The organism is Streptomyces yerevanensis, assembly GCF_000716805.1.
GTDB classification, from domain to species: Bacteria; Actinomycetota; Actinomycetes; order Streptomycetales; family Streptomycetaceae; genus Streptomyces; species Streptomyces flaveus.
Genome location: NZ_JNWJ01000012.1, coordinates 16,238 through 31,305 on the forward strand (window position 1 = coordinate 16,238; position 15,068 = coordinate 31,305).

Sequence of the window (15,068 nt, forward strand, 5' to 3'; positions counted from 1 at the left end):
CCCGTTGGTCACCCGTGTCCCGTGGGTGTCATCTGTTCGTTGTCAATGTGCGAACTCTATGAGGCTCGCACTACCCCCGCGGAGAGACGCAGGCAACCCCCGCTTTACCTGACGTCCTTCCATCTTTTGTCCGGAAGAGGGTGTGACGCGACCGGAGGTTGCGGTGGCCTCCCGGCGGATTACGCGACCCTGCGTCACTGCCGGGCGGATCCGGTGGTGGCGGGCTATATTCGACGGAGAACTAGTTAGCTCCTCTAACTAGGCAGACGAAAGGCATGGTGCATGACCGAGCCACGACTGTGGAACGACGTGGACGACTACTTCACCGCTCTCCTCGCTCCGCCCGACGACGCCCTGTCCGCCGCGCTGCGCGACAGCGACGCCGCCGGGCTGCCGCACATCAACGTCGCCCCGACCCACGGCAAGCTGCTGCACCTGCTCGCCGTGATCCAGGGCGCCCGCCGCGTCCTGGAGATCGGCACCCTCGGCGGCTACAGCACCATCTGGCTGGGCCGCGCCCTCCCGGCGGACGGGCGCCTGATCAGCCTCGAGTACGCCGAGAAGCACGCGGAGGTGGCCCGCCGCAACCTCGCCCGGGCCGGCCTCGACAAGATCACCGAGGTGCGGGTGGGCCCCGCCCTGGACTCGCTGGCGGAACTGGCCGACGAGCGCCCCGATCCCTTCGACCTGGTCTTCATCGACGCGGACAAGGTGAACAACCCGCACTACGTCGAGTGGGCCGTCAAACTCACCCGTCCCGGCAGCCTGATCGTCCTCGACAACGTCGTACGCGGCGGCGCCGTCACCGACGCCACCGGCGACGACCCGAGCATCCGAGGCACCCGCGCAGCCCTCGAACTCTTCGCCTCCCACCCGAAGCTGGACGCCACGGCGATCCAGACGGTGGGCGTGAAGGGGTACGACGGGTTTGCGCTGGCGCGCGTACTGCCGTAAACCGCCCGTCAGCCGCCCGGACCTACGCCGCCTGGCCTGAGGGGTCCTTGCACTATGCCCGCCCGGGTCGCGCGGCCTGATCGGGCGCTCATAGTGCAAGGACCCCTTACGCGCCCGGCCTCAGGCCTCGTGGTAGAAGCCCACGTTCACGCTGCGCGGGGCGGTGCGGTCCTGGATGACCAGTTCGCCGGAACCGTTCCGGGGCAGCTTCGCCGTCCCGCCGTACGGCAGGGGCTGCGGGGTCCCGCCGACCAGCACGAGCCGCACCTCGGAGGAGGGGTCGGCGTGCGAGCCCCGCAGCCACGTCACCTGCCACGTCCCGTCGGGCCCGCACAGGAACTCCAGATGCACCCGCGAGACGAACAGCCAGTCGTCGGGCGTCGCGAGGCGGCAGAAGCCCCGGTCCCGCCCCACCCGCAACACGGCCCCCGGTTCGCTGGGCGAGTCGGCCATCTGCATCCCGGCCGTGGCGCCCGCGTCCGCCTCCGACACCGTGGCCATGGTGAGCTCGAGCACGTGCGCTCCTTCGGTTCCCGCAATCCAATGGTTCGGCGCCGGAGCATGGTGGCGCACCGGCGACGATGTATCGCGGCCGAATGATAGATCGCCCGGGTGACATGCTGTCCGGCACACTGGGCTACATGACCGAGCGAAAACCTCCCGGTGTCAGCTTCGAGTCCTGGATCGACAAGCAGATCCGCGAGGCGGAGGCGCGTGGGGAGTTCGATCAACTCCCCGGTGCCGGTAAGCCGCTGCCTGCCACCAGCGACACCACGTACGACGAACTGTGGTGGATCAAGCAGAAGATGGCCCGCGAGGGGCTGTCCGTGCTGCCGCCGACGCTGGCGTTGCGCAAGGAGGCGGAGGACGAGCTTGCGCGGGCGTTGGACGCCCCTTCGGAGCGGGTGGTTCGGGAGATCATCACGGCGATCAACGTGAAGATCCGTGACGTGATGTTCAAGCCGCCGCCGGGGCCGCCGCTGGGTTTGAAGCCGTACGACGTGGAGGAGATCGTACGGGACTGGCGCGAGCGGCGTGGGCGGCACGAGGGCTGACGCGCACAACCCGCGTACGCAGACTGTGCTGCGTACGCGGGTTGCTGTGCTGTGTACGGGAGTTCAGATACGCAGGAGGCGTTCCGCGAGCTCCCGGTAGTCGCGCAGGGCGAGCCGTAGTTGCTCGGTGTCGGCCTTTTCGTCGCCGGTGGTCTGCCAGGACGTGCGCAGGGTGCGGCGGCGCTGGGTGACGGCGTCCGTGAAGCGGGCCGTGACCTCATCCAGTACCTGGTCCGCTTCTTCGAGGGACTCCCGCGGGCCGTCGACGAAGCCGGAGACCGCGTGCTGCAGCCGCAGCGTCCACTTGTCGGACTCGTCGTGGGACATCAGTCGGCCGGTGGAGCCGCCGATCGTCTTGCCGGTGTCGACCGTCTTGCCGGAGCCGATCGTCGTGTCGGGACCGACCGTGCTCTCACGCTCCGGCTGCTTCGCCGGCAGACCGGCCATGTTGTCGGTCATACGTCTCAACTCCCCTTCGCATGGCGCCTGTTGAACGCCCAGGGTGTGTGCAGGCGTTCGCCGAGGCGGTTGGAGCGGGCGGGGGCGGGCTCGTCGCCCGCGCGGTGCCGCGTCGTGTCCTCGCGGCCCGGTGTCACCAGGTCCTCGAAGAGGGCGCGGGCCTCGATCATGGCTTCGCGGAGTTCCTCCGTACCGGTGCGGCTCTCGTCGCCGTCGGCGAGGGGCGCGTGTGCGGCCCGGTGGATGCGCCGGTAGCCGTGGACGTGGTGTGCGTGGTGCACGGAGAGTGCGGCGAGCTGCTCGTCGTAGCGGTCGCCGGCGGGGAAACCGCGGGCGCCGGCCAGTTCGCCGAGCAGCCGGTCCGCCTCGGCCACGGCCTCCCGCGGCGAGTCGACGAACCGCTCCTGGGCGGCGGCCCAGCGCGCCTCGTACCGCTCCCGCGCCGCGGGCTCCAGCGGCTGCCTGCGCAGTGAACCGTGCCGCTTCTCCCGGTCCGCGAGCTCGCGTTCGGCGGCCTTGGCGTCGCCGTCGTGCTGGGCTACGGCCCGGTCGTACTCGGGCCCGAAGCGCCGCCGCAGGTTACGCCCGCCGCCGCCCGCTCCGCGGGACATGGCAAGCCAGACGGCCGCGCCGATGATGATCGCCGCGACCACGATCAGAACGATGATCACGCCTGTGGACATGGAATACCTTCCGGTTACGGCCCGTTGGGCCGGCTCCCTGCCCGAGTTGCCCTCAGAACGCCGCCCAAACGACTCTGCCGCGGGCCGAGGGCTCCGGTAATTGGCTTGCGGACGGCGGACCGTACGTACCGACAATGCCCGCCATGACCACTCGTACCGAGACGTCCTGGAGCGTCGCCCCCGAGCCCTTCGACTCACCCGCCGCGGCTGCCCTCTGGAGGGCGTACTACACGGAGGTCAGCGACCGCTGGTACCTGCTCCACGAGGGGCACGCCACCGCCCCGGCAGAGCTGGAGCGCGAGATCGCCGCCGAGACCGGGGCCGAACTCGCCCCACCCACCGGGCTGTTACTGCTCGCCCGGTACGACGGCGAGCCGGCCGGCACGGTGGGCGTGCGCCTGCTCATGCGCGAAGGAACCTCCATCGCGGGCACGGGCGAACTCAAGCGGATGTTCGTACGGAAGGAAATGCGCGGCAAGGGCGGCGGCTCCGTACTCCTCAAGGCAGCCGAGGAGGCTGCGCACGGGCTCGGCGTGGAACGTCTCGTGCTCGACACCCGCAACGACCTCGTCGAGGCACGGGCGATGTACGCACGGCACGGGTACGTGGAGATCGAGCGGTACAACGACGAGGAGTACGCCGAGCATTGGTTCGCCAAGGAACTGCGCTCTGCTTGAGATCCGCTTTGAAGCGGAGGGTTCGTTGTGGCTGGCCGCTCCCCATCGCGGCGGAGCCGCATACCGACCGCCCCGCACACCGACCGACCCCGCGCTCCGAGGCGCCCGTGCGCGTGCGGCGGGTGCGCCGAGGGGCAGCGGCTCGGTTGGTGGCCCAGGGGGCGGGTGCCGAGTCGCAGAGCGTGAGCACTTCTCCCCGTGGTGTTCACGCGGCGCTCATTTGAGTGCCTTGAGGACACGCTCGCCCCGGGTGTTCACGCTTTTGCGAGACAGGGTCATGGGCCGGGCGCGCGTGTACGTCCCGGAGATGGCCAAGTCCGCGGCCGCTCCGCATCCGAGCCGCACATCTCCGCGTTCAGTTCCTTGATGAGCTGGGCCAGGTCCGTGGGCCGGTCCGGGGTCCACCAGTCGCCGAGCAGTTCGGCGAGGGATTCCTCGCGGGCCGTGGTGAGTTGGTCGGCGACTTTGCGGCCCTCGGCGGTGAGGACGAGGTCGAGGCCCTCGCGCAGGGCCAGGCGGCGTTCCTCGACCTGGCGGGACGCTTCCATGATGACGTGCAGCGGGACGGCGCTGTGTTCGGCGAGGACGGCGGGCTCGGCCCAGCCGTAGCGCCGGATGCGCAGCAGCAGCCAACTCGCGGCGGGCAGCAGGTCGTAACCGGCGCGGGCGGTGATCTTCTCGTAGATCGCGCGCCGCCCCTCGCGCGTGCCGAGCACGGACAGTGCGCGGCAGACCTCGTCGTACGAGGAGCGCTCCACCGGATTGCTGGCCAGCGTCTCCGTGGCGTCGGGCACCGTCACCGAGCCCCGCAGCTTGTCCTCGCGCAGGAACCAGGCCAGTACGAAGCCGAGTACGGCGACGGGAGCCGCGTACAGGAAGACGTCCGTGATCGCCGAGGCGTACGACTGCACGGCCGACAGGCGCAGCGCGGAAGGGAGTTCGGCGATGCCGCGCGGGTCGCTCTCGAGGGCGTCCGGGGTGATGCCGGGCGGCAGCGGCTGCCCGGCGAGCGCGGTCGTCAGCTTGTCGGCGAGACGGCTCGCGAAGATCGTGCCGAAGATGGCGACGCCGAACGCGGCGCCGATGGAGCGGAAGAAGGTGGCGCCGGAGGTGGCGACGCCGAGATCCTCGTACGAGACGGCGTTCTGCACGATCAGCACCAGGACCTGCATGACCAGTCCAAGACCGAGGCCGAACACGGCGAAGTACGCGCTCATCTCGAACGTGGAGCTGTTCTCGTCGAGCTGATGGAGCAGCAGCAGGCCGACTGTGGTGACGCCCGTGCCCGCGATCGGGAACACCTTCCAGCGGCCGGTACGGCTGACGATCTGGCCGGACACGGTCGAGGAGAGCAGCAGACCGGCCACCACCGGCAGCATGTGCACGCCCGACATGGTGGGCGAGACGCCCTGGACGACTTGCAGGAACGTCGGCAGGTACGTCAGCGCGCCGAACATCGCGAAGCCCACGATCAGGCTGATCACGGCGGAGAGGGTGAAGGTACGGATACGGAAGAGTTTCAGGGGGAGTACGGGCTCGGCGGCTCTCCGTTCGACGGACACGAAGGCCACGGCCAGCACGACGGCCAGTACCGCGAGGCCGATGATCTGCGGCGAGGCCCAGCCCCAGGTGGTGCCGCCGAGCGAGGCGACGAGGACGAGGCAGGCGGCGACGGCCGCGATCAGGAACGTACCGAGATAGTCGATCGTGTGCCGCGTCGTCCGGACCGGGATGCGCAGGACGGTGGCGATGACGGCGAGCGCGACCACGCCGACGGGAAGGTTGACGTAGAAGACCCAGCGCCAGCTCAGATGCTCGGTGAACAGCCCGCCGAGCAGCGGGCCGAGCACACTGGTCGCGCCGAAGACGGCACCGAACAGGCCCTGGTACTTGCCCCGTTCGCGGGGCGGGACGAGGTCGCCGACGATCGCCATCGACAGCACCATCAACCCGCCGCCGCCCAGGCCCTGGAGCGCCCGGAAGCCGATCAACTGGGGCATGTTCTGCGCCATTCCGCAGAGCGCCGAGCCGATGAGAAAGATCACAATCGCCGTCTGGAACAGCTTCTTGCGTCCGTACTGGTCACCGAGCTTGCCCCAGAGCGGGGTGGCGGCGGTGGCGGCGAGCAGATACGCCGTGACCACCCAGGACAGATGGTCCAGGCCGCCGAGTTCGCTGACGATGGTCGGCAGCGCCGTCGACACGATCGTCTGGTCCAGCGCCGCGAGCAGCATGCCCAGCAGCAGGGCGCCGATCGAGACAAGGACGCCGCCCCGTACGTATTCCTCACCGAGGGCGCCACGTGTGTGGTCACGGGGCGGTGGCAGGTGGTCCCCGTCCGCCGTCTCGTGGGCGTTCGTGCGGTGCGCTTCCTCGGCCATGCAGACCTCCCGGCCGCGAGGGTCCCCTGGGTCCCCGTTGTCCTTGCATTCTGGTCGGAGTGACCGGTTATGGCCTGTTGAATCCGCAGAGGAGTTCGAGATTCCGGCGGTAACTGGGAGATGGTGTGGAGGAGGTCTGCATAATCGCTGAAGTTCGTTTTGGGGAGGGATCCATACGTGAGTGACCGGAGTGTGCACGTCTGCCCGGAATGCGGGACACCGCGTGAGCCGGGAGGTGCGCCGTCGTGCGCGTGCGCGCAACGGGCGGCGGACGAACTGCTGGAGACCCGCTACGCGGAGACTGCCGCGGCGGAGGACTTCGATCCGTTGCGGATACGGCCCTATGTGGATCTGGAGGCGATCGAGGTCGAGGTCGGCCCCGATGCCGAGGAGGGCCCGGCGGCGGGGGCTTGGGCGGGCTCAGGCTCGGGAGCGAGCTCGGGTTCAGGGGCCGGGTCGGGCATGGGGCCGCCTGGGTCGTTAAGCGAGCCCGGGTCCTCGGCGGCCGGCGATGCGCTGGGCGCGGCCGGGGCCTCCCGGGCGGCTGACCCGCTGGTCGAGCACACGTCCTCGGGGGCGGCTGACCCGTTCGTCGAGCACAACTCCCCGGCGTCGGGCGACCCGCTGGTCGAGCCCGGTGAGCCGGGCCCGCCCGCGGCCCCGCCGTGGCCGTCCGAGACGCCCGCGGGGCGGCATTCGCCCGAACCGCTCGCAGGGGAGCAGTGGTCCGAGCCTCCGGCGGTGCCGAACTCGCCTCCGGCGGCTCAGATCCCGACTTCGGGTGGCCAGGCCCCGACTTCGAGGGGCCGGGTTCCGTCTTCGGGGACCCAGGTCCCGTCTTCGGCGGCTCAGGGCCCGTCGGCGGCGGCCCAAGCTCCCTCGGCCTACGACGCCCCGACGACCGACCTCCACCTGACGGACCTCCACCGGTTCGGAGCGCAGGCCCCAGGCCCGGACCCCGTTACCGGCCCTCTGCCCCTGCCCGAGCCCGAGCAGCCCGCTCGCAGGGGCGGCCGTCGGCGTCGACTCGCCTTCGTCGGTACCGCGGTCGGCGTCGTGGTGATGACCGCCGCCGGGTTCGCGAGCGGGCTGTTCTCGTACGACACGCCGTCGCGGGACAGCGCGGGCCCTCCGGGCGACATGCGCGCGAGCATCCCGGACGCGGTCTCGCCGGAGCCGCCGTCACCGTCCCCGTCGAAGACGACACCGCCGGCCCAGCCACCCCCGTCGACCCCACCGGCCGAGCCGTCCGAACCAGCCACCCCGAGCACCTCCCCGCCGACCCAGGAGCCGACGGACCGGACCACCCCGCCCCGCGAGACTCCCTCGACCCGCCCACCGTCGACCAAGCCCCCCGCCGACTCGGCGCCCCCCGACTCCGGCGAAGGCGGCGAGCGCAGCAACCAGCAGGTCCTACGCCCCGGCGACTCCGGCGACGACGTCACGGAACTCCAACTCCGCCTACGCCAGCTCTTCCTCTACGCAGGCCCCACCACGGGCACGTACGACGACCAGACGGAAAACTCCGTACGGAGCTTCCAGGGCTCCCGAGGCGTCGACGACGAACTGGGCATCTACGGCGAACCGACGCGAGAAAGCCTGGAGTCGGAGACGGACGAACCGTAACGAGGGTGTGAGCGAATACGGTTTGGACGTGCCGACCTTGCCGGGGCTCTCCTGGTGGGACGTCAGTGGGCAGCGGCGCGGATGAAGAACGAGTTCGACATGAACACCCGCTGCCCTCTTCGGATTCGCTGCCCTCTTCAGGTTCCGAGGGAGCCCGCACCCGGCCGTCGCACCATGTAGACGTCGATCAGGTCCTGAACCTCCGCGGTGAACCCGTGGCGCTCGTACAGCCGCCGGGCGGCGCTGCCCTGCAGGACGTTCAGGCGGACGAGCACGCCGTCGGCATCGGTCCGCTTCAGCAGTGTTCTCAGGACAGCCGATCCGAGCCCCCGGCCCTGCAGGCCCGGGGAGAGATAGAAATGCTCCAGCCACCGCCCGTCCTCGGCCGGGCGCACAGTGACGCAGCCCGCGAAGACGCCATCGGCCACGATGACCGACGTGTGCTGCGCGGAGAAAGAATCCCGCAGCCGCTGCCGGACCCGATGCTCGTCGAACCGTCCCAACCGCTCCAGGTCCGGGCGCATCACCGTTGCCCGCAGCTCCGCGATCGCCTCGACATCTGCCTGCTCTGCGGGGCGCATGGCCCATTCCATGGGACAGCCCGACTCGGTCCCCGGCGCCGGTCGGCCCGGCCGTATCCCGTCCGCCATCGCACTCGTATCCACGGCCGGAGTATCTCAACGGTTCGCTGTGGCCATGTACGCAGCAAGATTGTTTACCGACCGGGCACGCAGCAGTTCCTGACGCGCGCCATGTCGCATTTCCCGGGGACTGCAGCAACACCCAACCCGCAGCCGCCGACCCACCGCCCAACCCGAGCCCTCAGGCGCCGACGCTCACCCGAATCTCCCCATCCCTCAAAGCCGAAACCCGCACCTGCGCAAGATCCCGCACCACCACATCAGGCCGATGAAACCCCGCCCGCTCCCCGACCCCCACAACCCGCATCCCCGCGGAGCGCCCCGCCGCGATCCCCGCCCCCGAGTCCTCGAACACCACACACTCGGAAGGCGCGACTCCCAACTCGGCCGCCCCCTTCAAGAACCCCTCAGGATCCGGCTTGCTCGCTCCGACGGACTCGGCGGTGACCCGGACGTCGGGCAGCGGTAGCCCGGCGGCAGCCATCCGCGCGGTCGACAACGGCACGTCGGCGGAAGTCACCAGCGCATGCGGCAACCCCAGCCCCCGCAGTGAGGCGAGGAGTTCCGCGGCTCCGGGAATCGCGACGACGCCCTCCATGTCGGCCGTCTCCTCGGCCAGCATGCGCTCGTTGTCCGCGATGTTCTTCTCCATGGGCCTGTGAGGCAGCAGCTGGGCCATCGACGCATGCCCCTGCCGCCCGTGAACGACCTTCATGATCTCGGCCCCGTCCAGCCCGTTCCGCTCGGCCCACCGGTGCCAGACGCGCTCGACGACGGCATCGGAGTTGACGAGGGTGCCGTCCATGTCCAGCAGCAGGGCACGGGCGGTCAGCACGGTCGTGGCCGTCATCGGCATGCTCCAAAGCGTGGGAGAGGGGGCCGAGGGCGCAAGCCCGGCCCCAGGGACAAGGTGGCCCCGCCCACCGGTCAGGGAAAGCGGGCGGGAGCCACTTTGTTCCCCCACGGTACAAAACAAAGAGGCAATCCCGCCAGCACCCAGAGGACCCGGTTTCACGGAACTTCGCGTAACAAAGGGCCGACCAAAAGCCCAACAAAGGCACGCACGCACCCAAAGCTCCGCCGACCCCGGCGCCGCACCCCTTGTTATGTCATGGTCACGACATTAAATTCTCACCCGGCGCACATCTCCCCGAAACGCGGCACCGCAAGTATTCGCACGCACCGTCAACTTCCCACCCCCCTAAGGGAGTTCGCATGCCGAAGGTCTACGCGCGTCGACGGCTCAGCATACTGGCCGCCGCAGGCGGATTGATAGCCCTGGTCGGGCTGTTCAACGGTCCGACCGCCTCCGCCGCCCTGCCCACCCCCGTGAGCGCCGCCACCGCCCGCTCCTACCTGTCCGAGCTCACCGTGGCCACCGAGGACCGCACCGGCTACGACCGCGACCTCTTCCCGCACTGGATCACCCAGTCCGGCGCCTGCAACACCCGTGAGGTCGTCCTGAAGCGCGACGGCACGAACGTCGTACAGAACTCCTCCTGCGCCGCGACCAGCGGCAGCTGGTACTCCGTCTACGACGGCGCCACCTGGACCGCCGCCTCCGACGTCGACATCGACCACTTCGTCCCGCTCGCCGAGGCCTGGGACTCCGGCGCCGACAGCTGGACCACCGCACGGCGCCAGTCCTTCGCCAACGACCTGACCCGCCCGCAACTCATCGCGGTCACGGACAACGTGAACCAGGCGAAGGGCGACAAGGACCCGGCGGAGTGGATGCCGTCGATCAGCTCGTACGCCTGCACGTACGTACGCGCCTGGGTCCAGGTGAAGTACTACTACGACCTCTCCGTCGACTCCGCCGAGAAGAGCAAGCTGACCTCGGTACTGAACGGCTGCTGACCCGTCCGCAGTCCGAGAAGTCCGAGAACCTCCACCGGAACCTCGCCACTGACCTCCGTCGTTCCGTACCGTACGGGGCGACGGAGGAGGGTGATCACGTGGCGAGGCTGCGGCTGGGACCACTGCTGAGGTACGTCGACGGCTCGTCCGCGACCGTCTGGGTCGAGGCGAGCCGTCCGTGCGCCGCCGAGGTGCGCTGCGCGGACGGCGCCGGCGGCGAGACGCGCACCTTTCAGGTCGCGGGCCATCACTACGCCCTCATTCCGGTGACCGGACTCACGCCGGGCACATCGACCGCGTACGAGGTGCTGCTCGACGGTACGACCGTCTGGCCGCTGCCCGGCTCGCCGTTCCCGCCCTCGCTCATCCACGCCCCGGCCTACGAGCACGCGCCCGTGCGGGTGGCCTTCGGCTCCTGCCGTTGGGCGGCTCCGCCCGCCGACGAGAAGGACCCGGTGGGCCCGGACGCGCTGGACACACTGGCCGCACGCCTCGCCTCGGATCCGGGGGCCGAACGGCCCGACGTACTGGTGCTGTTGGGCGACCAGGTGTACGCGGACGAGACCTCCAAGGCCACCCGCCGCTGGCTGGCGGCCCGCCGCGATCTCAAGGACCCGCCGGGCAACGAGGTCGCGGACTACGAGGAGTACACGCGCCTCTACTACGAATCGTGGCTCGACCCCGAGGTCCGCTGGCTGCTGTCCACGGTGCCCAGTTGCATGATCTTCGACGACCACGACGTGATCGACGACTGGAACACCAGCGCCTCCTGGCTCGCCGACATGCGGGCCACGCCCTGGTGGCGCGAGCGCCTGCTGAGTGGCCTGATGTCGTACTGGGTCCACCAGCACCTCGGCAACCTCCCACCCGAGCGCCTCGCCACCGACCCCCTCTACGCCGCCGTATGCGCCACCCCGGACGGCACGGACGTCCTGCGCACCTTCGCCTCCGAGGCCGACGCGAACCCCAGCTCGGTCCGCTGGAGCTACCGCCGCGACTTCGGCCGCGTACGTCTGCTGATGATCGATACGCGGGCGGCGCGCGTCCTCGACGAGGGCAATCGGGCGATGCTCGCGCCCAGCGAGCACGCGTGGCTGCGGGAGCAGGTGCTGGAGGGGCGGGGTGCCCCGGCACCCGTGCCGAGCGGAGCGAACGGGACGGCCACACCCCCTGCGGACTCCCCCGCCCCCTACGACCACCTCCTCATCGGTACGTCTCTCCCGTGGCTGCTCCCCCACCTCGTGCACGACGCCGAGGCGTGGAACGCCGCGTTGTGCCGGGGGGAGCGTGGGGAGCGGTGGGCACGGTTCGGGGAGGATCTGCGGCGGCGGGCCGATCTGGAGCACTGGTCGGCGTTTCCGGCGTCGTTCGACGCGCTGGCCTCGCTCATCGCCGAGGTCGGGTCGGGGCCCGAGGCGCCGGCGACGGTGTGCGTGCTGTCCGGGGACGTGCACCACGCGTACATCGCCGAACCCTCGTGGCCCAAGGGCACCTCCGGGCCCGACGCGCGGGTGCTGCAACTGACCTGCTCGCCCGTCCACAACTCCATCCCGATGTCCATCAAACTCGGCTTCCACTTCGGCTGGAGCAGGGTGGGCCGAGCTCTCGGCCGCCGTTTCGCCGGGCACGGCGGCGTCCCGCGCCCGCCGGTCGACTGGCGCAGAACGGGCGGCCCCTGGTTCGGCAACCAGCTGATGACGCTGACCCTGCGCGGGCGCTCGGCACGACTGCGGCTCGACCAGGCGCGGCAGGAGAAGGGCGGCGGCGCCCGGCTGCGGACGGTCGTCGAGTCCGAGCTCACCCCATAACTCATCCTCGGCGTATGTTGCCCGGCTATCGCGCCTGTTGCCCCTGATGCTCGTGAGGCATCCCACACGGGGTGCCGAGGATCCGCTCAAGTGCTCGGCTCCCGTGCCCTGCGACGGCATGATGATGCGGACCGTCCGCTTCCAGTGGGCGGTTTGCCGCTCAGCGTCCCAGATGCCCGGGAGTCACACCTTTGTCTGCAGCGACCGCGGACCCAAGCGGATTCAGCGAAGTCGGGTGCTGTACCGCGCCCCTTCAGGGGCGCGGGGCCGTGACACATGCGGCTCCTCCCCCACTCTCGGCTTCGCTCGAGCGGGGGGACCCCCATCGTGAGCGCGACCAGCCACAGACGGCCCGCAGCTTTCGTACCGCCCTCCCCGCGGAGCGCTCCGTCGCCGTGGTCGGCGCAGGCCCGCGCGGCACCAGCGTCCTGGAACGCCTCTGCGCCTCCGCACCCGAACTCCTCGCGTCCGGGACGCGTCTGACGGTCCACGTCGTCGACCCCTCGCCGCCCGGTCCGGGCCGCGTATGGCGGACCGACCAGCCGGCCGAGCTGCTGATGAACACCGTGTCCTGTCAGGTGACCCTCTTCACCGACGACAGCGTGGACTGCTCGGGCCCGATCCGCCCGGGCCCGAGCCTGCATGCCTGGGCCCGCGGCGAGCTGGGCCCGGACGAGTACCCGACCCGCGCCCAGTACGGCCACTATCTGGAGTGGGTCTTCGCCGAAGTCGTGCGCGGGGCGCCGCCCTCGGTCCGCGTCGAGACGCACCGGGCCCGTGCGATACGGCTCGACGACGCGCCCGACGGCCACCAGATGCTCGTACTCGACAACGGCCGCACCCTGCGCGACCTGACCGCCGTGGTCCTCGCCCAGGGCCACCTGCCGACGGTCGCGGACCAGACGCAGCAGCGCCTCGCCGAGTACGCCGACCGCCACGGTCTGCGCCACGTCCCGCCCGCCAACCCGGCCGACCTCGACCTCTCCCCGCTCGCCCCCGGCGAACCCGTACTGCTGCGCGGCCTGGGCCTCAACTTCTTCGATCACATGGCCCTGTTGACGACGGCCCGCGGCGGCCGTTTCCTCCGCACGGAGCAAGGTGGTCTGCGGTATGCGGCGTCGGGCCGCGAGCCGCGTCTGTACGCGGGTTCCCGGCGCGGCATCCCGTACCAGGCCCGCGGCGACAACGCGAAGGGCCCGTACGGCCGTCACCTCCCTCGCGTCCTCACCCCGGACGTCATCTCCGCCTTCCGTAAGCGCACGGACAACGGTGACGCGCCCGACTTCCTCGCGGAGATATGGCCGTTGGTCGCGAAGGAAGTCGAAACGGTCTACTACGAGGCGCTGTTGGGGCGGGGCGAGACGGCGGCACGGAGTGAGACGGCCGCACGGGGCGACACTGCGGCACCAGGCGACGCGGCGACCGCACGGGACTTCCGTGAGCGTTTTCTCGCCATTCCCCACCGCGACCCCCAAGAGGCCCTGCTTCTCGACGAGTTCGGCATCACGGAGGCCGAACGCTGGTCCTGGGACCGCATTTCGCGCCCGCATACGGGACAGGTCTTCAACTGTCCGGAAGGCTTCCGGAGTTGGCTGCTGGAGTATCTGCGCGAGGACGCCGAGCAGGCGGCGCTCGGCAATGTGCACGGCCCTCTCAAGGCAGCCCTCGACGTGCTGCGCGACCTGCGCAACGAGGTGCGGCTGATCGTCGACCACGGCGGGCTTGCGGGCGCCTCGCGGCGGGAGCACCTGGACCGCTGGTACACGCCGCTCAACGCGTTCCTGTCGATCGGGCCGCCCCGGCGCCGTATCGAGGAGATGATCGCGCTGATCGAGGCGGGCGTCCTGGAGGTCCTCGGCCCGCGCCTGGAGGTGCGGGCCGAGGACGGGGCGTGGGTGGCGCACTCCCCCGACGTGCCCGGCTCGACGATCCGGGCGGCCACCCTCGTCGAGGCGCGGCTGCCGGAACCGGAACTGCGGCGGACCGCCGACGACCTGCTCGCCCGGCTGCTCAAGACCGGTCAGTGCCGGCCGCACACGGTGGACGGTTACGAAACCGGAGGGCTTGACGTGACACCGCGCCCGTACCGCCTGATGGACCGCCAAGGACGCGCGCACCCCCGGCGGTTCGCGCTCGGCGTGCCCACGGAGGGTGTGCACTGGGTGACCGCCGCGGGGGTCAGGCCAGGCGTGGACTCAGTCACACTCTCCGACACGGACGCGGTGGCGCGGGTGGTGCTGCGGACGGTCTCAACTGCGTCGACGCCGGAAGACGCGGCTGAAATCCGGCCGAAGGTTGAACTTGCAACGATCGATTAGGCTAGCCTACCGTCGATCACTCGCTCGGTTTACGTCCCCAACAGCGGTCCCCCGGGGCCGCACCAGACCGAAGGAGTTCCCCCACCATGACCGGACGCTTAAACAGCGCCCAGCCGTACGCCATCGGCCTGTTCCGCATCGTCATCGGTCTGCTCTTCGCCTGCCACGGCGTCATGTCGCTCTTCGGCGAGTTCGGCGGCGCCGACGGCAAGGGCGGCACCGCCGAGATGGGAGCCTGGCCGAACTGGTACGCGGCCGTCATCGAGCTCGTAGGCGGCAGCCTGGTCCTGCTCGGCCTCGGTACCCGGTTCGCGGCGTTCATCGCCTCGGGCGCCATGGCCTACGCGTACTTCAAGGTCCACCAGCCCCAGGCGCTCTGGCCGATCGAGAACCAGGGTGAAGGCGCGGCCATGTACTGCTGGTCGATGTTCCTGCTGGTCTTCACCGGCTCGGGCGCGCTCGGCCTCGACCGGCTCTTCTCGCGGCGCACCTCCTCGTCCACGACGAGCAGCCGCAGTTCGGAGCCCGTCGCGGCCTGACGCCCGCGGCTGCTGACCGTACGAGAGCGGTACGAAACGGCGCCCGCCCCCTTCGCATCGGGGGCGG

14 protein-coding genes are annotated in these 15,068 nt (G+C 70.4%); 8 read left to right on the forward strand and 6 right to left on the reverse strand.

Features of this window, described 5'->3' with window-relative positions:
• Nucleotides 1–282: 282 nt before the first annotated feature.
• Nucleotides 283–954, forward strand: a complete 672-nt coding sequence (locus OP79_RS14705) for an O-methyltransferase (protein WP_033320635.1) — start codon at nucleotides 283–285, stop codon at nucleotides 952–954.
• 120 nt (nucleotides 955–1,074) lie between these two features.
• Here OP79_RS14705 and OP79_RS14710 read toward each other — a convergent pair whose 3' ends face one another.
• A complete protein-coding gene (locus OP79_RS14710) occupies nucleotides 1,075–1,470 on the reverse strand; it encodes a hypothetical protein (protein ID WP_033320636.1) in 396 nt (131 codons plus the stop codon).
• 125 nt (nucleotides 1,471–1,595) lie between these two features.
• Between OP79_RS14710 and OP79_RS14715 the strand changes: the two genes are divergently transcribed.
• The gene (locus OP79_RS14715; RefSeq protein WP_033320768.1) at nucleotides 1,596–2,009 is read left to right on the forward strand and encodes a DnaJ family domain-containing protein; all 414 of its coding nucleotides are present in this window, start codon (nucleotides 1,596–1,598) and stop codon (nucleotides 2,007–2,009) included.
• Nucleotides 2,010–2,072: 63 nt separating this feature from the next.
• Here OP79_RS14715 and OP79_RS49715 read toward each other — a convergent pair whose 3' ends face one another.
• Together OP79_RS49715 and OP79_RS14725 are read right to left on the reverse strand one after the other, a co-directional pair.
• On the reverse strand, nucleotides 2,073–2,468 hold the full coding sequence (locus OP79_RS49715; RefSeq protein WP_063741926.1) for a hypothetical protein: 396 nt from the start codon (nucleotides 2,466–2,468) through the stop codon (nucleotides 2,073–2,075).
• Between the two features lie 5 nt (nucleotides 2,469–2,473).
• On the reverse strand, nucleotides 2,474–3,151 hold the full coding sequence (locus OP79_RS14725) for a hypothetical protein (protein WP_033320637.1): 678 nt from the start codon (nucleotides 3,149–3,151) through the stop codon (nucleotides 2,474–2,476).
• Nucleotides 3,152–3,294: 143 nt separating this feature from the next.
• Between OP79_RS14725 and OP79_RS14730 the strand changes: the two genes are divergently transcribed.
• Entirely contained in the window at nucleotides 3,295–3,828 is a 534-nt protein-coding gene (locus tag OP79_RS14730; protein WP_063741928.1) for a GNAT family N-acetyltransferase, read from the forward strand.
• Between the two features lie 275 nt (nucleotides 3,829–4,103).
• Here the strand turns inward: OP79_RS14730 and OP79_RS14735 are convergent, their stop codons facing one another.
• Nucleotides 4,104–6,209, reverse strand: a complete 2,106-nt coding sequence (locus tag OP79_RS14735; RefSeq protein ID WP_051744662.1) for an MDR family MFS transporter — start codon at nucleotides 6,207–6,209, stop codon at nucleotides 4,104–4,106.
• A gap of 1,062 nt (nucleotides 6,210–7,271) precedes the next feature.
• On the opposite strand from OP79_RS14735, the gene OP79_RS55265 reads away from it, so the two are divergent.
• Nucleotides 7,272–7,835 (forward strand): peptidoglycan-binding domain-containing protein, encoded by a 564-nt coding sequence (locus tag OP79_RS55265; RefSeq protein WP_245685337.1) that lies wholly within the window; start codon nucleotides 7,272–7,274, stop codon nucleotides 7,833–7,835.
• 137 nt (nucleotides 7,836–7,972) lie between these two features.
• Here the strand turns inward: OP79_RS55265 and OP79_RS14745 are convergent, their stop codons facing one another.
• Both OP79_RS14745 and OP79_RS14750 read right to left on the reverse strand, forming a co-directional pair.
• Nucleotides 7,973–8,416 carry a GNAT family N-acetyltransferase gene (locus OP79_RS14745; protein ID WP_051744663.1) on the reverse strand — a complete coding sequence of 148 codons (444 nt, stop codon included), beginning with the start codon at nucleotides 8,414–8,416 and terminating at the stop codon, nucleotides 7,973–7,975.
• Between the two features lie 241 nt (nucleotides 8,417–8,657).
• Nucleotides 8,658–9,332 carry an HAD family hydrolase gene (locus tag OP79_RS14750; protein ID WP_033320641.1) on the reverse strand — a complete coding sequence of 225 codons (675 nt, stop codon included), beginning with the start codon at nucleotides 9,330–9,332 and terminating at the stop codon, nucleotides 8,658–8,660.
• 359 nt (nucleotides 9,333–9,691) lie between these two features.
• On the opposite strand from OP79_RS14750, the gene OP79_RS14755 reads away from it, so the two are divergent.
• The 4 genes from OP79_RS14755 (at nucleotide 9,692) to OP79_RS14770 (ending at nucleotide 15,001) form a co-directional block, all read left to right on the forward strand.
• The gene (locus OP79_RS14755; RefSeq protein WP_033320642.1) at nucleotides 9,692–10,336 is read left to right on the forward strand and encodes an HNH endonuclease family protein; all 645 of its coding nucleotides are present in this window, start codon (nucleotides 9,692–9,694) and stop codon (nucleotides 10,334–10,336) included.
• Nucleotides 10,337–10,434: 98 nt separating this feature from the next.
• Nucleotides 10,435–12,144: an alkaline phosphatase D family protein gene (locus OP79_RS14760; protein ID WP_033320643.1), complete on the forward strand. Its 1,710-nt coding sequence runs from the start codon at nucleotides 10,435–10,437 to the stop codon at nucleotides 12,142–12,144.
• Nucleotides 12,145–12,539: 395 nt separating this feature from the next.
• Entirely contained in the window at nucleotides 12,540–14,462 is a 1,923-nt protein-coding gene (locus tag OP79_RS14765; RefSeq protein WP_051744664.1) for an FAD/NAD(P)-binding protein, read from the forward strand.
• Between the two features lie 86 nt (nucleotides 14,463–14,548).
• A complete protein-coding gene (locus tag OP79_RS14770; RefSeq protein ID WP_033320644.1) occupies nucleotides 14,549–15,001 on the forward strand; it encodes a DoxX family protein in 453 nt (150 codons plus the stop codon).
• Nucleotides 15,002–15,068 lie beyond the last annotated feature (67 nt).